The sequence below is a fragment of the Microbacterium sp. GXF0217 genome (genome assembly GCF_054798195.1).
Genome location: NZ_JBSJZG010000002.1, coordinates 264,122 through 281,207, shown reverse-complemented (window position 1 = coordinate 281,207; position 17,086 = coordinate 264,122). Strand labels below are relative to the sequence as shown.

The following is a 17,086-nucleotide window of genomic DNA, read 5'->3' as shown; positions in this document are numbered from 1 at the left end:
GCTTCGGCGGGTCAGCCCTTGACCGCACCGACCGTGATGCCGCTGACGAAGTACTTCTGGACGAACGGGTAGAACAGCAGAATGGGCCCGGTCGCCACGACGGCGCTCGCCATCTTCAGGGTGTTGCTGGGCAGATCCGCGATGCTCACGTTGGCGCCTGCGACCGAGTTGCGCAGGGCGCTCGCGGTGTTGATCACGTTGTACAGGTAGTACTGCAACGGTTTGAACTCGACGGTGCTGCCGAGATACAGCGAGGACAGATACCACTCGTTCCAATAGGCGAGAGCGAGGAACAGTCCGATCGTCGCCAGCGCCGGCTTCATCATCGGCAGCGTGAGCTTCGCGAAGATCCGGAAGTCGCCGGCGCCGTCGATCTTGCCCGACTCGACGATCTCGTACGGCACCGTCTTCATGAAGTTCTTCATGAGGATGATGAGCCACGGGGTCATGAGCAGCTGCAGGAACACCGCGAGGTACGTGCCGCGGAGTCCGAGGTCGCGCCCCACCCACAGGAACGTGGGTGCGAGGCCCGCGGAGAACAGCGTCGTGAAGTAGATGAAGAACGAGATCTGGTTCCGGAAGGCGAAGTCCTGCCGGTACAGCGCGTAGCCGGTCATCGCGATGACGAACAGGCCGATCGCGGTTCCGAGCACCGTCATCGTCACCGTGACGGCGTAGGCCCCGAGGATCTGCCGCGGCGACTGGAAGATCAGCTCGTAAGCCGCGAACGTGAACTCCTTCGGCCAGAGCCCGAATCCGTCGGTGCGGATGGCCGACTCGCTGGAGAACGAGGCCGACACGATCAGGACGAACGGCAGCAGGCAGAACAGCGCGAACAGCGTGATCCACACGTAGGAGATCCCGCGCAGCCAGCGATCGCTCGCGGAGAGCTTGATCGCACGCGGCTTGGGCGACCGGTCGAACAGCCCCTTGCCCTTCTTGGGCAGCAGCAGGGTGCGCGTCGCTCCGGTGTCGGCGAAATCGGCAGCGGGTGCCGTCAGGGTGACGTCAGAAGAGGGCATAGTCCTTGTTCATCCTTCGCACGATCCAGTTCGCCGTCATGACGATGGCGAAGCCGAAGAGGGATTGGTACAGCCCCACAGCCGTGGAGGTCGTGAAGTTGTTCTGCGACATGACCATCCGGTAGACCGAGGTCTCGATGATGTCGGTGGTCGAGAAGAGCGCCGCGTTGTTGCCGACGAGGTTCCAGAACAGCCCGAAGTTGCCGCTCATGATGCCGCCGAGCGAGAACAGGAACAGGATGATGAACGTGGGCTTGAGGCTCGGCAGGATCACGTAGCGGATGCGCTGCCATGCCGAGGCGCCGTCGATCTCGGCGGCTTCGAACAGGCCCTTTTCGATGCCCATGATCGCCGCGAAGTACACGATCGATCCGTAGCCGGTGCTCTGCCACAGGTGGACGATGATGATGATCAGCGGCCAGATGCCGGCCATGCTGTAGATCTTGATCGGGTCGCCGCCGGTCTGCTCGATCAGGGTGTTCAGCGCGCCGGTGTCGTAGTTCAGGATGTTGAACGCGATCACACCGATCAGCACGACCGAGATGAAGTACGGCAGGAACATGATGCCCTGCGTGACCTTCTTGAAGAACTTCAGCCGCACCTCGTTGAACATGATCGCGATCGCGATCTGCAGGATGTTGCCGAGCACGATGAACGCGATGTTGTAGAGGATCGTGTTGCGGGTGAGATCCCACAGCATCCCGGACTTGATGAGGAACTCGAAGTTCTTGAAGCCGACGAACGGGCTGCCGAAGATGCCGTCGCGGTAGTTGAAGTCGGTGAACGCGATCCAGACACCGGGCAGCGGCGCGTAGTTGAAGACCAGGAAGAACGCGATCGCCGGAACGCACATGAAGATCAGCATCCTGCTGGTCTTGATCTGCGCCCACACGGATCTGCGCCGTCGTGGTACCTGAGTCAGAGCCATCCTCCGCCTCTCTGCGGTCGGGGCGTCAGCACTGACGCTCCGGATGAACAGGGATAAACATAACCCCTGATTTAACTACCGGCAAAGCTAGCAGACTGCCCGCTCCCGGCCAAGAACTATTTCTCGGAGGGGACCTCTGGCCACCCGTCCCGCCACACGATCGGCTGCAGGCCGAGGGTCGGGATGCCGTCGGCGGCGCCGTCGTAGAAGTGGAATGCGAGCATGTCGCCCGACACCGACTGGCCACCGGGTCCGATGCGGTCGCCCTCGCCCGTCAGCACGACCGTGCCGCCGTCATCGAGCAGCTCTCCCCCGTCGGCGTCCAGATACGGACCGGTCACGGAGTCCGCGCGGCCGACGATGATCTCGTACGTGCTGTCGACGCCACGGCAGCAGAAGCCGCGCGAGGCGAAGAGGAAGAACGCGCCGTCGTGCGCGACGATGTACGGCGCCTCGATCGCGTTCTCGGCAAGGCCGCGGTCGGCGATCGCCACGGGCTCCGAGTCGTCGGCGCGCAGGCCGCTCGGCCATTCCAGCGGAACGATCTTCAACCCGCTCGAGAACGACCCGAACGCCATCCACGGCTCGCCGTGCTCATCCTCGATGATCCCGGGATCGATGGCGTTGTAGTCCGTCCCCGCGGACGAGATGACCGCGCCCTGATCGACCCATTCGTAGTCGGCGTCGGACGGATCGAGAGTGGTGTTCGTCGCGAGCGCGATGACCGAGGTCCTGCTACCGAACGTGGAGGCCGAGTAGTACAGGTACCAGGTGCCGTCGTGCTCGTAGAGTTCGGGCGCCCAGAGGTTATCGACGCCGGGAACGGCCTCCGACAGCCAGGCCGGCTTGGTCTCCCAGACCTCTCCCGCGTACTCCCACTCTGCTCCGTCGTCCGAGGACCGGATCTGGATGTTGCCGTCGGCGATCTGACCGTTGCCGGTCGAGTAGACGAAGGCGCCGTCCTCTGTGGAGACATAGGCCGGATCGTGCACGAAGAGGTCGCCGGACAGCTCGGGAGCCGCGGGAGCGGGTGCGCACGCGACCAGCGCCGCGGCCGCGGTGAGAACCACGGCCGCGGCGCTGGTCGTGCGCCGTGCGGAGAGGGTCACGCGAGGGCGATCGCCGACCACGACACGGGGGGCAGGGTGACGGTCAGCACGCCGCCCTCGAGGACTGCGCCCTCGAGCTGCTTGAGTCCGACGCGGTTCTGGTCGGCTAGCGTGTTCTTGGCGTACACGTCGTCGTCCCAGACGGTGACGGCTTCGGCGACCGTCGACGCGCCGAGTTCGGCCACGTCGACCGTGACGGTGATCGCCTCGGTCTGGCTGCGGTTCACGAGGAAGACCGCCGAATCGGTGCCATCGGTCGTGACGACCGAGTCGACCAGCGGAGCCGCGCCGTAGACCTTGGTCTCGTACGTGCCCGCGTCGATGCGCGGCTTGAGGATCTCGCCCTTCGCCAGGCGCGACGTCACCGAGAACGGGAAGAACGTGGTCTGGCGCCAGGCCGCACCACCCGGCTCGGTCATGATCGGAGCGATCACGTTGACGAGCTGGGCGAGGGATGCCGAGGCGACCCGGTCGTGGTTCTTCAGCAGCGTGATCATCAGGTTGCCGAGGACCACGGCATCCGCGACGGAGTAGACGTCCTCGAGCTGACGCGGGGCGATGCGCCACTCGTCGTTGACCTCGTCGGATGCCTGGTGCTCGTCGAGGTACCAGATGTTCCACTCGTCGAAGGAGAGCTTGATCTTCTTCTTCGACTTGAGCTTGTTGCCCACGTGGTCGGCCGTCGAGACCACGGTCTCGATGAAGTACTGCATGTCCAGCGACGAGGCGAGGTACGAGCCGAGGTCGCCGCCGCGCTCCTGGTAGTAGGCGTGGCAGGAGATGTAGTCCACGTGCTCGTAGGCCTGCTCGAGGACGGTGCGCTCCCAGTCGCCGAACGTCGGCATGGACGAGCTCGACGAGCCGCACACGACGAGCTCGAGCGAACGGTCGGCGGTCTTCATCGCCTGCGCCGTGCGGGCGGCGATCTTGCCGTAATCCTCTGCCGTCATGTAGCCGGTCTGCCACGGGCCGTCCATCTCGTTGCCCAGGCACCACATCTTGATGTCGTGCGGCTCGACAGTGCCGTTGGCGATGCGCTGGTCACTGAGCGCCGTACCGGACGGGTGGTTGCAGTACTCGAGCAGGTCGAGGGATGCCTCGATGCCGCGCGTGCCCAGGTTCACCGCCATCATCAGCTCGGAGCCGGTGAGCTTCAGCCAGCGCGAGAACTCGTCGACGCCGACCTGGTTGGTCTCGATCGAGTGCCACGCGAGATCGCGGCGGACCGGGCGCTGATCGCGCGGGCCGACGGAGTCCTCCCAGCGGAAGCCGGAGACGAAGTTGCCACCGGGGTAGCGGATGGTCGTCGAGCCGAGTTCCTTCACGAGGTCGACGACGTCGAGGCGGAAGCCGTCCTCGTTCGCGGTGGGGTGGCCGGGTTCGTAGATCCCGTCGTAGACGCAGCGGCCGAGGTGCTCGACGAACGAGCCGAAGATCCGCCGGTTGAGGGGGGCGACGACCGCTTCGCGGTCGACGGAGATGCGTGCCTGAGTCACGATGTTTCCTTCTCTGGGACAGGCCGCGCTGAAGGCAGCACGGCGTGCGGGTAGTGGGCTTTCGGGGAGGATGCTCGGCTCAGCCGGCATCCTCGATGCGATCCAGTCGGGCGTCGATGAGACGCACGGAGATCGCGAGCGGGATGGATGATCCGATGAGGGGCAGCAGGACGGGCACGATCGAGACGATCAGCACCCAGGCGGCGATGGCGACGAGCACCCCGGCGCTCATGGCGAGCGATGTGGGCGGCAGGACCAGCGCATAGCGCAGCACCGCGGCAACGCCGTCGCCGTCGTAGCGCGACAGCAGGACGACCGCGGCGGCGAAGGTCACGACCGCCGCGAGCACCAGCGCGCCGGTGAAGACCAGCAGGACCGCCGAGACGGGACCGGCCAGCTGCGGCAGCACCGCGAGGTCGGCTGCGAGCAGGATTCCGACGATCCAGAACGGGATGCCGGCGCGGTTCGCCCGCCAGAACTCGGCGCGGTAGGTCGCCCAGAAGCTGCGGAACAGCCCTTCCTCCGCGGTGCCGAGGAGGAGATCGTTGCGACGCAGGACGGCGGCCGCCGCCACGGATGCGGGCATGAGGCCGAGCAGGACGAGACCGGCGAGCGCTCCGAGCAGGAACAGGACGTTCACGAGGACCAGCGCCGTGACGACCCGCAGCCACTGCATGACCCGGCCGGTCCAGCCGAGTGCGTCGTCATCCGTCGAGGCGCTCTCCGCACGGAGCGGACGACGGGTACGAGCGTCCGCGGTCATGAGGACACCTGCTGCGATCCGGTCCAGACGACGCCGGACTCGTCGATGCCGGCGAAGGCCAGTACCGGCCGCTGCGCCACCGGATCCCACGCGCCGAACACGGCGCCGTCCAGCGTCGCGGCTCCGGATGCCGAGGTCAGCGCGATCTCGCCGGCGACCGCCTCGCCGGCGGTCGTGAGGGATGCCGACAGCTCCACGGTCTCGGCGTCGATCAGCCCCGCCTCCTCAGGGGCGAAGCGCACGGCGTTCCAGGCTCCGGACACGGATGCCGCGGCATCCAGCGTCTCGGCATCCGCACCCGCGTAGGGGAACGGCGAGACCAGCGGCCAGCCGCTGCGCGTCCAGTGCACGCGCCGGATCTGCGCCTCGTGCTGGGTCGGCGCGTCCGCGAGACGGACGTGGTGCACCATGTAGGTCGCCTCCCCGTCGCGGAAGATCGAGTTGTGCCCTGGCGCGATGAAGCCGGTACCGCCGGGGAACCGGTGGCCGCCGAGCACTTTGGTGCCTGCCAGGGCCGCCTGCTCCGCGGTCGGGTCGGTGAGGTCGAGGCCCGCGGCATCCCGGTAGGGGCCGGTGATCTCGTCCGCCACTCCGACGCGCACGCTGTAGGTGTCCACGAGCGAGTCGTAGGACACGAACAGGACGAAGCGGTCCTCCTCGGGGCGGTACACGATGTACGCGCCCTCGATCGCGCCGTCGACGTTCGACGGCCGCCGCGCGATGAGCGCACCGGTCTCGTCGCGCACGCGCATGCCGGTTCCGAGCGACAGCTCGACGATGTGGATGCCGCCGAAGAACGACCCGTAGATCATCCATGCGCGCCCTGCGCGATCGAACGTCACCGCCGCATCGATCGCGTTGTGCCCGTCCTGATCGTGCTTCGTCGCGACGACGATGCCCTGGTCGGTCCACGGTCCGGCCAGAGATTCCGCCGTCGCGAGTCCGATCGCCGAGGTGCGCGATCCGAACGTCGACGCCGAGTAGTACATATGCCACCTGGTCGATCCGTCGATCGACGGCCAGCGGACCACCTCGGGCGCCCAGAGCCCCTCGGCCCCGCTCCACTCGCGCGCGGGTGCCGGCACCTCGCCGAGCGCGGTGCCATGGAAGGACCACGACACCAGGTCGGACGAGGTGCGCACATGGGCGCCCACCGGGATGTCGGCGGCATCGCCGCCGGCATCCGTGGAGAACATGTACCAGAGGCCGTCGTCGCCGCGGACCACGGTGGGGTCGTGCGCGTTTCGCGCGCCCCACGCGGTCGGGTCGCTGGTGGCAGTGCTCATGTCAGGCCTTCGATCCGCTCAGCGCGACCGATTCGATGATCTGACGCTGGAAGATGAGGAAAACGACGAGCACGGGGATGAGCGCGATGAACGAAGCCGCCATGATCAGCGGATAGTCGGTCTGGCTCGCGTACTGGGCGTTGAAGCTCGCGATCACGAGCTGCAGCGTCTGCTTCTCCGGCGAGTTCAGGTAGATGATCGGAGCGAGGTAGTCGTTCCAGACCGCCATGAACCACAGGATGAACTGCGCGGCGATGGCGGGGCGGATCACCGGGAAGATCAGCTTGAAGAAGATCCGCAGGTAGCCCGCTCCGTCGAGCTTGGCGGCCTCGATAATCGAGTCAGGAACCGAGTCGAGGTACTGGCGCAGGAAGAAGATCATCACGATGTTGCCGAAGATCCCCGGCAGGATCAGCGGCCACAGCGTGTCCACCAGGCCGGCGTCGCCGAACATCTTGAACTGCGGGATCATAATCGTCGGGAACGGGATCATGATGGCCGAGAGCATCGCGAGGAACACGACGTTCTTGAACGGCAGGCGCATCTTCGCGAACGCGAACGCGGCGAGCGCCGACGTCACGGTGCCGACCACGGTGACGCTAATCGACACGATCGCGCTGTTGACGATACCGCTGGCGAGCGGACCGGCGGTCCAGACGCGGACGTAGTTCTCCCACTGCACCGGATCGGGGATCCATTGCGGCGGCAGGGCGAACACGGCCTCGCGGGTCTTGAGCGACGTGCTGAACGTCCAGACCAGCGGCGCGACCATGAGGATTCCGCCGAGCGACAGGATGATCGTCACGATGACGTTCATCGTGCGGTAGGAGCGCGATCGCATGCCGACGGCGGCGGCGGAGTTGCCCTTGCCGTTGCCGATCGGGTTGCGGGGCAGGCGCTTGCGGCGAGCGACCTCCGGAAGGACGGTGGTCATGGTGCCAGGAGCTGGAGCTGTCTGTGTCATGGCTGCCTCACTCGATCGAGAACTGGGAGCGACGGTTCATCTGGAACTGGATCGCCGTGACGACGAAGACCAGGATGCCGAGCACGACGGACATGGATGTCGCGTAGCCCATCTGGAGGTAGTTGAAAGCCTTCTGCCAGATGTACCAGACGATGGATGCCGTGGAGAACTCGGGTCCGCCGGTGGGGGTCATGATGTTGATCTCGATGAAGATCTGCGCGCCGCCGATGATGCTCGTGACGACGAGGAAGAAGGTCACCGGCTTCAGCATCGGGATCGTGATGTGCCGGAACTGCTTGAACGCACCGGCGCCGTCGATCGCCGCAGCCTCGTAGAGGTGACGCGGAACCGACTGAAGGGCGGCCAGGTAGAGGAGCATCGAGTAGCCGAGGCCCTTCCACACCGACATGATGATGATGGCGGGCTTCGCCCATGCGGCATCCTGGAGCCAGTTCGGGCCCTCGATGCCGAAGATCGCGAGGACCTGGTTGATCAGACCGAAGTCGCCGTTGTAGGCCCACTGCCAGAGGATGGCGACGGCGGCGAGCGACGAGATGACCGGCACGTAGTAGACCGTGCGGAAGAACGTGGTGCCGCGCATCTTGCGGTTCAGCGCGAGGGCGAGCAGCAGCGAGATGATCAGGCCGATCGGGATGCCGATCATCATGAAGACGGTGTTGCCCATCGCCTGCCAGAAGTACCGGTCGTTGAACATCTCGACGTAGTTGTCGAGCCCGTTGAAGACCGGGTCGCTCAGGCCGTTCCACTTCGTGAACGACGCGTAGACCGCGTACGCCAGGGGGTACGCGATGAAGATCAGGAAGCCGAGCGCCGGAATCGCGATGAACGCGGCGCTGGCCAGGTGCTCACGGCGGTGCAGCCGGGAGCGACGATAGGTCGTCGTGGACATGGTCACCTCGATGGGTCAAGGACGGGCGGATGGGCCCCTGGGCCGGCGTGCGCCGGCCCAGGGGTGATCAGAGGCCGGTCGGCGTTCAGCCGAGGCCGGCGTCCGCGTTCGCCTTGTCCAGCAGCTCCTGCATGCGCGGCTGCACCTCGTTGAGGTAGTCCTCGGCGGTCTGGTCGCCATCGAGGACGGGCTGGATGTTCTTGAACAGCTCGTCGTACCACTCGGCGCTGTAGGTCGTGTTCGCCGGCAGTGCGCGACCGTAGTCCTGCGCGATCTCGAGGAACTCCTGCTTGTTGGCCGGGGGCAGGGTGCTGGAGGCGACCCACTCGTCGGCCATGTCGATGAGGTTCGGGATCTGCACGCCCGCGTCGACCAGCGACTGCTGAGCCGTGGCATCCGTGGACAGGTAGATCGCGAGCTGCGTGGCGAGGTCGGCGTTCTTCGTCGTCTCCGAGACGGCGATGCCGAGCGTGCCTGTCCAGGTCGCCGGCTCACCCGTGGCGCCGACCGGGTAGGGGATCAGGTCCCACTCGAAGTCGAGAGTCTCGTACGTGGGCACGTCCCACGGGCCGACCGGGAAGAAGCCGATCTGACCCTGCATCCAGCGCTGGTACGTGTCCAGCGTCTGCGCGTCGGAGGTCGACGGGGTCACGCCCTCCACGTTGGAGAGGTCCGCGAACCACTGCAGCGCCTCGACGAACTCGGGCTCGGCGACGGTGACCTCGGTGCGGTCCTCGTTCAGCCAGTCGCCGCCGTTCGACCACACGAACGGCTGCAGGTTCCACTGCACGTTGAGGCCGGTGCCCCACTGGTCGAGCGTGCCGTCGCCGTTGGTGTCGAGCGTCAGCTGCTTGGCGACGTCGACGAACTCGTCGAGCGTGTAGGGCTTGTCCTTGTCGGGCAGCGGGACGCCGGCGGCCTCGAACATGGTCTTGTTGTAGCCGAACGAGAACGGGCCGATGTCCTTGGGCATCGCGTAGATCGCGCCCTGACCCATCAGCTGACCGTCGAAGCGGTAGCTGTCGACACCGTACTGCCAGATGTTGTCGAGGTCGACGTCGGCCTCGACGGCCTCGGTGATGTCCTTGAGGATGCCGGACTTCACGTAAGCCTGAACGCTGCCGGGGTCGACGTAGAAGACATCGGGGATCTGCTTGCCGGTGATCGCGGCCTTGAGCTTGGTCGAGTAGTCATCCGCCGTGGTCATGATGATCTTGACCTTGGCGTCGTGGTCCTCTTCGAACTGCTTGATCGCAGCCGTGTAGGCCTCCTTCTCCGCATCGCTGCCGCGGAACATGAAGGTGATCTCGTTGCTGGCGCTGTCTCCGCTGCCGCCGGCGCAGCCGGTGAGGGCGGCGGCCGCGAGGGCGGCGATGCCGACTCCGGCCAGAATTCGTGACTTCATTGTGCTGTGTCCTCTCGGGGCTGACTTCGATGTCGCCTCGCGCGCTCCCGCCTGGTGAGCGCGGTGCGATTCCCAATCGATCTACAACGTTGTAGTAAACGTTGTAGAAGTTATTGTGAACCCGTGTCGAACGATTGTCAATTGCTTGCCGGAATTGTTATCCGCGGGCGCGCGAACGCGGTGCGATCACGCGTCGGAGCACCGCGCGATCAGGCGCCGGCGGGCGCGGATTCGCGCTCGAGGATGCGGTAGTCGGCGAGACGCGTCCTCGGTTCCGGCCCGTCGTCGCCGGCACCGATGCGCTCCAGCAGGGTCTTCACGGCGGTCCGCGCGATCCACTCGCGCCCCGGGTCGATCGTGGTGAGACTCGGGATCGAATACTCAGCCTCGTCCAGGCCGTCGAAGCCGACCACGGCGACGTCCTCCGGCACCCGGCGTCCCGATTCCTGCAGGACGCGCATCGCGCCGAGGGCCAGGGTGTCGTTGAGCCCGAACACCGCGTCGAACTCCGAACCGCGAGCGAGGAGCTCGCGCATGGAGTCGGCGCCGTTCGCACGGTGCCACAGCGTCGTGTAGCCCACGATCGAGTCGTCGTACGGGACGCCGGCATCCGCCAGCGCCTCACGGTACCCCTGCAGACGCAGCGCCGCAGAGCCGACGATCTCGCCTTCATGCGCTCCGACGACCGCGATGCGTCGCCGTCCTGATGCCAGCAGGTACTCGGTCGCCGCCTTCGCCGCCTCGACGTTGCGCATCGTGACATGATCGGTCGGACCATCGAAGATGCGCTCGCCGAGGAGGACGAGCGGGTAGGAGACCTCCAGAGCCGCGGCATCCTCCTGCCCCATGCCGAGCGGGCTGAAGATCAGGCCATCGGTGAGCTTGAGCCGAGGGCTGCGCAGCAGCTCGAGTTCCCGGTCGCGATCGGCCCCGGTCTGCTCGACGAGCACGACGACACCCGCGGCCTCGGCCTCGTGGATGACCTGGGCGGCGAGCTCGGCGAAGTACGCCAGGCTCAGGTCCGGCAGCGCGAGCGCGATCGCGCCCGTGCGCCCCGAACGGAGGTTGCGGGCCGTCAGGTTCGGCGTGTAGCCGAGCTCAGCGATCGCCTGCTCGACCCTCTCCCTCGTCGTCGGACGGATGTGCGGATAGTCGTTGATGACATTCGACACGGTCTTGATCGAGACCCCTGCGAGCCTCGCGACGTCGTGCAGCGTCACGGCCATAGTCCCCACCCCTTTTCAACGCCATTCTACAACGTTGTAGAGAGTCTCTGGGACTTCAGATGCGGACGTGTCGCTCTGGGAGCCCATCGTAGAGCGACAGCGGGCGGATCAGCGCGTTGGCACCGGCTTGTTCGATCACATGGGCGGTCCACCCGGTGACGCGCGCCGCCACGAACAGCGGCGTGAACGTCAGCGTGTCAAACCCGATGAGGTTGTAGGCGGGGCCTGAGGGGTAGTCGAGGTTCGGGTAGATGCCCTTGCGCGCGACGAACTCCTGCTCGAGCGCGTCATAGAGCTCTGCCACGTCGTCGCGGCCGTAGTGCTCGACCAGCGTGTCGAGCGCCGACTTCATGGTCGGCACGCGCGAATCGCCGTTCTTGTACACGCGGTGCCCGAAGCCCATGATCTTGCGCTTCTCGGCGAGCGCCTGATCCAGCCAGGGCTCGACGTTGGCGGCCTCGCCGATCTCGTCGAAGATGTGCAGCACGGCCTCATTGGCGCCGCCGTGCAGCGGCCCCTTGAGCGCGCCGATCGCTCCGACGACGGCGGAGTACAGGTCGCTCAGCGTCGACGTGATCACGCGCGCCGTGAACGTCGATGCGTTGAACGAGTGCTCCGCGTACAGGACCATCGACCGATTGAACGCGTCGACGACGACAGGATCGGGCAGCTCGCCGAACGTCATCCAGAGGAAGTTCGCCGAGTAGTCGAGGTCGTCGCGCGGCGCGATCGGCTCCTGCCCCCTGCGGCGGCGCTGGCCGTAGGCGACGATCGCGGGGAGCGCCGCGAACAGACGGATGCTGCGGGCGAGGTTCTCCTCCTGGCTCGCCTGTGCGTCCAGCGCTGAGCCGGCGGCATCCGTCGCACCGATGACGCTGACGGCCGTGCGGACCTCGTCCATCGGGTGCGCCTCGACGGGCACCAGGTCGATCGTCGCCTTGACCTGAGGCGCGAGGGCGCGATGCGCGCGCTCGATCGCGCGGAAGTCGGCGAGCTGCTCGGCATCCGGGAGCTCACCGTTCCAGAGCAGGTAGGCGACGGCCTCGAACGGCTGGGTCGCGGCCAGCTCCTGCACCGGATAGCCGCGGTAGAGCAGGCTGTTCGTCTCGGGGTTGACCTTGCTGATCGCCGTCGTGTCGACGACGACGCCGGCCAGGCCCTTACGGATCTCGGGGTCTGCCATGTCCTGCTCCTTTGCGCGGGGTGTGCGTTTCGACTCGCTCCGCTCGCTCAACGAGCGGGTGGGGCGATGGTGAAATTGAAGACGCCGGAGTCGAACCGGTTGTACGACTCGTAGTCGATCAGGTCATAGAGGTCTGCACGGTGCTGCATCTCCCTCAGCTTCGAGGTGAGGTGCCCTTCGCCGTTCAGCGTATCGAGTGCGCGACCCGCCGCGCCCATGGCGATGCGCAGCAGCGACACCGGCCAGATGACGATGTTCACCCCGGCATCGCGCAGCTGGTCGGCCGAGAACAGCTCTGACTTGCCGAACTCGGTCATGTTGGCGAGGATCGGCACGTCCAGCGCCTTCGCCATAGCCTCGAACTCGGCGAGGTCGCGCATGGCCTCGGGGAAGATCGCGTCGGCCCCGGCATCCACCAGCGCCTTGGCGCGGTCGATCGCCGCATCAAGGCCGTCGACGGCGCGGATGTCGGTGCGCGCCATGAGGAGGAAGTTCGGATCCCGCCTGGCGTCGGCGGCCGCCCGGATGCGCTTGATCGCCGTGTTCTCGTCGACGACGGCCTTGCCGTCGAGGTGCCCGCAGCGCTTGGGGTTCACCTGGTCCTCGATGTGCGTGCCGGCGAGCCCCGCATCCTCGAGCGTCTGGATCGTGCGCGCGACGTTCATGGGCTCGCCGAAGCCGGTGTCGGCGTCGACGATCGCGGGGAGCTCGGTCATCCGCGCGATCTGCTGCGCCCGGCCGGCGACCTCCGTGAGCGTGGTGAGGCCGATATCAGGGAGCCCCAGGTCCGCAGAGAGCACGGCGCCGGAGATGTAGACGCCGTCGAACCCCTTCTGCTCGATCAGGCGCGCGCTCAGCGGATTGAACGCACCGGGGAAGCGCAGCAGCTCGCCCGACGCGAGGCGCTCGCGGAACAGCCGCCGCTTCTCGGCCGGTGGCGTCGTGGAGTACAGCATCAGTTCTCCTTCGTCGGTGCGTCGACGCGCTCGGCGGCCAGGGCGGTCCCCGAGTTCGTCATCAGAACAGCCCCGTCGTCGTCGGCGCGGCGGCGAGGATGCCGGGGCGCGCGATGATCGACAGCTCCTGCACCTCGGCGGCGGTCAGCTCGGGGAGCCGCTGCACGAGCGCGAGGAAGCGCTCGATCTCGGCCTCGTCGAGGACGGGCTGGGCGAGCAGACGGAACTTCGCGATGTAGTCCTCGCGCGCGAACGGGCGCGCCCCGAGCGGGTGCGCATCGGCGACGGCGATCTCGTCGACGAGTGTCGACCCATCGGCGAAGGCGATCTCGACGCGTCCGCCGAAGGCCTTCTCCGCCGGGTCGATCGAGTGGTAGCGGCGGGTCCACTCGGCATCCTCCGCCGTCGTGATCTTGTGCCAGAGCTCCACCGTGTCCTGGCGCGCGGCGCGCGCGGGCAGGTATGAGTCGACGTGGTGCCATGAGCCGTCCTGCAACGCCACCGCGAAGATGTACGGGATCGAGTGATCGAGCGTCTCGCGCGATGCGGTGGGGTCGTACTTCTGCGGGTCGTTCGCCCCGGAGCCGATGACGTAGTGGGTGTGGTGGCTCGTGTGCAGCACGACGGAGTCGATCGCCGCCACGTCGATCCCCTGGCCGTGCAGCTTGCGCGCCAGATCGATCCACGCCTGCGCCTGATACTCGGCGGAGTGCTCCTTCGTGTAGGTGTCGAGGATCGCGCGCTTGGCTTCGCCAGCGGCCGGCAGCGGCACGTCGTAGGAGGCGTCCTTGCCATCGAGCATCCAGGCGATGACGCCGTCTTCGCCTTCGTAGATCGGCGACGGGCTCGTCTGCCCGCGCATGGCCCGGTCGACCGCCTCGACGGCCATCTTCCCGGCGAACGCCGGAGCGTGCGCCTTCCACGTGGAGATCTCGCCCTTGCGGCTCTGCCGGGTGGCCGTCGTGGTGTGCAGCGCCTGACCGACCGCCTGGTAGATCGTCTCGACGTCGAGCCCCAGCAGCGTGCCGATGCCGGCCGCCGCCGAGGGGCCGAGATGCGCGACGTGGTCGATCTTGTGCTTGTGCAGCGAGATCGCCTTCACGAGATCCACCTGGATCTCGTAGCCGGTCGCGATGCCGCGGACGAGCGCGCTCCCGTCGCAGCCGACGTGCTGGGCCACGGCGAGGATCGGCGGGATGTTGTCGCCGGGGTGCGAGTACTCCGCCGCGAGGAAGGTGTCGTGGTAGTCGAGTTCGCGCACGGCGACGCCATTGACCCAGGCCGCCCACTCCGGGCTGGTGCGCCGCTCGAGCGTCGCACCGAAGACGGTCGCGCCCGCACCGCCGGTGGAGACCGGGTGGCTGAAGGCCTGGTCCCGTGCGGCGACGATCGGCGCGCGCGTGAGAGACGCCGCGGCCACCGACGCGTTGTCGATGATCCGGTTGATGATCATGTCGACGACCTCGGGCTCGATGTCGACCGGATCGGCCGCGACTTCGGCGATCCGCCACGCGAGCTGCTCCTCGCGAGGAAGTTCCTCGTCGGAGCGGTGAACGCGGACGTGGTGGGTGACGGTCATGACTGTCCTTCGGTCAGGGATTCCAGGATGCTGGTGAGGGCGTTGTGCAGATGCACATGGGTCGCATGCGCGGCGAGATCACCGTCGCGGGCGGCGAGCGCCTCGGCGATGAGGCGGTGCTCCCCCACGGAGGCGACCAGGCGCTCGGGCTTGTCGCGGGCCATGCGGCGCACGCGCACGAGGTGGGTGCGGACGGTGCGCAGGGCCGCCGCCATGTAGCCGTTGTCGACCGCCTCGTCGATCGCGCGGTCCAGGCGTGCGATGAGGGCGTAGTAGGCGTCGGTGTCGCCCGGGAGCTCGACCGCCGTGAACGCGCGCGCCAGGCCGGTGAACGCCTGCGCGTCGCCGCGCTGCGCCGCGAGTCGTGCGGCGGCCTCCTCGAGCGCGCGTCGGGTCTCGAACAGCGAGCGGATGTCGTCGGCGTCGATCGCGGAGACCACGGTGACCCGCGGTGACTGCTGGACGACGAGCCCGTCCAGCGTCAGTTGCTGCAGCGCCTCGCGCAACGGGGTGCGACTCACGCCGAGCCGGGCCGCCTGCTCGACCTCGGCCAGCACGGCGCCGGGCGCGAGCGCGCCGGACTGGATCTCGTCCAGGAGCGCGGCATACGCCCGATCGCTTGCTCGCATGGATCAATTGTATGCACAACGTGCGCGCAAGGGCATCTAGTTCAATCACCTCCGTCCTAACGTATACAGAGGTGCGTCATGCAGGGCGCTCCGGTAGGGGCTCCACGAGTTCGGATGCCGCGGGCTCACCGAGCTTGACCAGCACCACACCGGCGAGCACCAGCACGGCCCCCGCCGCCTGCAGCAGATCGGGCAGCTGCCCCAGCAGCAGCCAGCCGAAGAACATCGCGGCGACGACTTCGGCGAGCGCGACGAACGACGCCAGCCGCGATCCCAGCATCCGTGTCGACACGATTCCGAGAACGTACGCCAGCGCTGTCGCACCGAGCCCGATCGCGAGCACGGGGACGAACCACGGCACGGCGCCGAAACGGTATGCGATGTCGCCGGTGGTCCAGGCCATAGGCAGCACCCCGACCACGCCGGCGATCGACAGCGCGACGGCGCCCAGCAGCAACCCGAGGCCGGCGAGCGCGACCGGCGGGATGCCCGTGTCGTGCCGCGCGGACAGCAGGAAGTAGCTCGCCGCGCCGACCATCGCGCCGAGCGCCCAGAGGATCCCGATCACGGCGGCGGTGGCGCCCGTGATCACGTCGAGCATGAGGATCAGCCCGACGAAGGCGATCCCTGCTCCGAGGATGCTGCGCCGCGTCGGCCGCTCGCCGCGGCGCATCCAGAGCCACAGGACCACCGCGATGGGGGCCGTGTACTCGATCAGCAGCGCGATGCCGACATCCATCCGGGCGACAGCCTGGAAGTAGAAGAGCTGAGTGGCGGCGACGGCGAGGACCCCGTAGGCGAGCACCATGCCGGCATTGCTGCGCACCGAAGCCCAGCGCCCGCGCAGCGCCAGAAGCGTCGGCACGAGAAGAATGACCGCACCCACCCACACGCGCGCAGTGACGGCGGCGCCCGGCGTCCATCCCGCGTCGATCAGCCCCCGCGCCCATGCACCGGACATCCCGAAGGAGAAGGCGGCCCCGATCGCGATCGCGAGGCCCGCCCCGACGCGGGATCGGCGCAAGGCGTCACTTGCCATAACGCTCATGGACAATGACGCTAGCCACTGCGCGTGTAACATGTCAACATGTTCTTCATCGATGACACCGGAGAGGCGCTGCGTGCAGCCGTGCTCCTCGCGAACACGGCTGAGGAGCCAGACACGCTGACGACGCAGGACGACGTCGACGCCTTCCTCGCGCAGCATCCGTACACGGGGCGACTCGACCGCGACGACCGCGAGCTCAGCGGGCTGCGGGCCCTGCGCCCCCGACTGAGGACCATGCTGCTCGCGTCCCGCGACGAGATGGTCCAGCAGGTCAACGACGTGCTCGCAGAGGTCTCGCTGGCCCCCCGGCTGGTCAGGCATGACGAGGCCGACTGGCATCTGCACGCGATCGCCGACGACCGCCCGCTGCCCGAGCGGATCCTCGTCGAGACCGCCATGGCGCTCATCGACGTCATCCGCGCGCGCGAGGGCGAACGGCTGAGCGTGTGCGCCGACGACCACTGCCACGCGATCGCCCTCGATCTGTCGCGCAACCGCTCGAAGCGCTACTGCTCCACGACCTGCGCGAACCGCAACGCCGTGGCCGCCTACCGGTCACGGCGCGCGGCCCGCTGACGCGTG

General features: G+C 67.3%; 16 protein-coding genes. 1 reads left to right on the top strand and 15 read right to left on the bottom strand.

The window, feature by feature from the left end:
* Positions 1-11: 11 nt before the first annotated feature.
* From ACWAT3_RS04735 to ACWAT3_RS04665, 15 genes are all read right to left on the bottom strand, one after another.
* Positions 12-1,022: a carbohydrate ABC transporter permease gene (locus ACWAT3_RS04735; protein ID WP_460796296.1), complete on the bottom strand. Its 1,011-nt coding sequence runs from the start codon at positions 1,020-1,022 to the stop codon at positions 12-14.
* Positions 1,009-1,950, bottom strand: coding sequence for an ABC transporter permease (locus ACWAT3_RS04730; protein ID WP_460796294.1), 942 nt, complete (start codon positions 1,948-1,950; stop codon positions 1,009-1,011). The genes ACWAT3_RS04735 and ACWAT3_RS04730 overlap by 14 nt, the downstream gene beginning before the upstream one ends.
* A gap of 116 nt (positions 1,951-2,066) precedes the next feature.
* Complete coding sequence (locus tag ACWAT3_RS04725; RefSeq protein ID WP_460796292.1) at positions 2,067-3,059, bottom strand: arabinan endo-1,5-alpha-L-arabinosidase; 993 nt, start codon at positions 3,057-3,059, stop codon at positions 2,067-2,069.
* The gene (gene arfA, locus ACWAT3_RS04720) at positions 3,056-4,555 is read right to left on the bottom strand and encodes an arabinosylfuranosidase ArfA (RefSeq protein ID WP_460796290.1); all 1,500 of its coding nucleotides are present in this window, start codon (positions 4,553-4,555) and stop codon (positions 3,056-3,058) included. Before arfA ends, ACWAT3_RS04725 begins: the two co-directional genes overlap by 4 nt.
* Positions 4,556-4,634: 79 nt before the next feature.
* Entirely contained in the window at positions 4,635-5,318 is a 684-nt protein-coding gene (locus ACWAT3_RS04715) for a YesL family protein (protein WP_460796288.1), read from the bottom strand.
* Positions 5,315-6,604 carry an arabinan endo-1,5-alpha-L-arabinosidase gene (locus ACWAT3_RS04710; protein ID WP_460796286.1) on the bottom strand — a complete coding sequence of 430 codons (1,290 nt, stop codon included), beginning with the start codon at positions 6,602-6,604 and terminating at the stop codon, positions 5,315-5,317. Before ACWAT3_RS04710 ends, ACWAT3_RS04715 begins: the two co-directional genes overlap by 4 nt.
* Position 6,605: 1 nt before the next feature.
* Positions 6,606-7,538: a carbohydrate ABC transporter permease gene (locus ACWAT3_RS04705; protein ID WP_460796284.1), complete on the bottom strand. Its 933-nt coding sequence runs from the start codon at positions 7,536-7,538 to the stop codon at positions 6,606-6,608.
* A 37-nt stretch (positions 7,539-7,575) separates the two neighbouring features.
* On the bottom strand, positions 7,576-8,478 hold the full coding sequence (locus ACWAT3_RS04700) for a carbohydrate ABC transporter permease (RefSeq protein WP_460796283.1): 903 nt from the start codon (positions 8,476-8,478) through the stop codon (positions 7,576-7,578).
* A gap of 85 nt (positions 8,479-8,563) precedes the next feature.
* Positions 8,564-9,883 (bottom strand): ABC transporter substrate-binding protein, encoded by a 1,320-nt coding sequence (locus ACWAT3_RS04695; protein WP_460796281.1) that lies wholly within the window; start codon positions 9,881-9,883, stop codon positions 8,564-8,566.
* Positions 9,884-10,092: 209 nt separating this feature from the next.
* Entirely contained in the window at positions 10,093-11,109 is a 1,017-nt protein-coding gene (locus tag ACWAT3_RS04690) for a LacI family DNA-binding transcriptional regulator (RefSeq protein ID WP_460796280.1), read from the bottom strand.
* Positions 11,110-11,164: 55 nt separating this feature from the next.
* The gene (locus ACWAT3_RS04685) at positions 11,165-12,292 is read right to left on the bottom strand and encodes a bifunctional 2-methylcitrate synthase/citrate synthase (RefSeq protein ID WP_460796278.1); all 1,128 of its coding nucleotides are present in this window, start codon (positions 12,290-12,292) and stop codon (positions 11,165-11,167) included.
* Between the two features lie 47 nt (positions 12,293-12,339).
* Entirely contained in the window at positions 12,340-13,248 is a 909-nt protein-coding gene (gene prpB / locus ACWAT3_RS04680; protein ID WP_460796277.1) for a methylisocitrate lyase, read from the bottom strand.
* A gap of 61 nt (positions 13,249-13,309) precedes the next feature.
* Entirely contained in the window at positions 13,310-14,827 is a 1,518-nt protein-coding gene (locus tag ACWAT3_RS04675) for an MmgE/PrpD family protein (RefSeq protein ID WP_460796276.1), read from the bottom strand.
* Complete coding sequence (locus tag ACWAT3_RS04670) at positions 14,824-15,456, bottom strand: GntR family transcriptional regulator (RefSeq protein ID WP_460796274.1); 633 nt, start codon at positions 15,454-15,456, stop codon at positions 14,824-14,826. The genes ACWAT3_RS04675 and ACWAT3_RS04670 overlap by 4 nt, the downstream gene beginning before the upstream one ends.
* Positions 15,457-15,532: 76 nt before the next feature.
* Entirely contained in the window at positions 15,533-16,504 is a 972-nt protein-coding gene (locus tag ACWAT3_RS04665) for an EamA family transporter (RefSeq protein WP_460796272.1), read from the bottom strand.
* Between the two features lie 39 nt (positions 16,505-16,543).
* Between ACWAT3_RS04665 and ACWAT3_RS04660 the strand changes: the two genes are divergently transcribed.
* Complete coding sequence (locus ACWAT3_RS04660; RefSeq protein ID WP_460796271.1) at positions 16,544-17,080, top strand: CGNR zinc finger domain-containing protein; 537 nt, start codon at positions 16,544-16,546, stop codon at positions 17,078-17,080.
* Positions 17,081-17,086 lie beyond the last annotated feature (6 nt).

Coding starts and splice junctions, on each gene's coding strand:
- ACWAT3_RS04735 (WP_460796296.1), bottom strand. CDS start 1,022: ATGCCCTCTTCTGACGTCACCCTGACGGCACCCGCTGCCGATTTCGCC.
- ACWAT3_RS04730 (WP_460796294.1), bottom strand. CDS start 1,950: ATGGCTCTGACTCAGGTACCACGACGGCGCAGATCCGTGTGGGCGCAG.
- ACWAT3_RS04715 (WP_460796288.1), bottom strand. CDS start 5,318: ATGACCGCGGACGCTCGTACCCGTCGTCCGCTCCGTGCGGAGAGCGCC.
- ACWAT3_RS04710 (WP_460796286.1), bottom strand. CDS start 6,604: ATGAGCACTGCCACCAGCGACCCGACCGCGTGGGGCGCGCGAAACGCG.
- ACWAT3_RS04705 (WP_460796284.1), bottom strand. CDS start 7,538: ATGACCACCGTCCTTCCGGAGGTCGCTCGCCGCAAGCGCCTGCCCCGC.
- ACWAT3_RS04700 (WP_460796283.1), bottom strand. CDS start 8,478: ATGTCCACGACGACCTATCGTCGCTCCCGGCTGCACCGCCGTGAGCAC.
- ACWAT3_RS04695 (WP_460796281.1), bottom strand. CDS start 9,883: ATGAAGTCACGAATTCTGGCCGGAGTCGGCATCGCCGCCCTCGCGGCC.
- ACWAT3_RS04690 (WP_460796280.1), bottom strand. CDS start 11,109: ATGGCCGTGACGCTGCACGACGTCGCGAGGCTCGCAGGGGTCTCGATC.
- ACWAT3_RS04685 (WP_460796278.1), bottom strand. CDS start 12,292: ATGGCAGACCCCGAGATCCGTAAGGGCCTGGCCGGCGTCGTCGTCGAC.
- prpB (WP_460796277.1), bottom strand. CDS start 13,248: ATGCTGTACTCCACGACGCCACCGGCCGAGAAGCGGCGGCTGTTCCGC.
- ACWAT3_RS04675 (WP_460796276.1), bottom strand. CDS start 14,827: ATGACCGTCACCCACCACGTCCGCGTTCACCGCTCCGACGAGGAACTT.
- ACWAT3_RS04670 (WP_460796274.1), bottom strand. CDS start 15,456: ATGCGAGCAAGCGATCGGGCGTATGCCGCGCTCCTGGACGAGATCCAG.
- ACWAT3_RS04665 (WP_460796272.1), bottom strand. CDS start 16,504: ATGAGCGTTATGGCAAGTGACGCCTTGCGCCGATCCCGCGTCGGGGCG.
- ACWAT3_RS04660 (WP_460796271.1), top strand. CDS start 16,544: ATGTTCTTCATCGATGACACCGGAGAGGCGCTGCGTGCAGCCGTGCTC.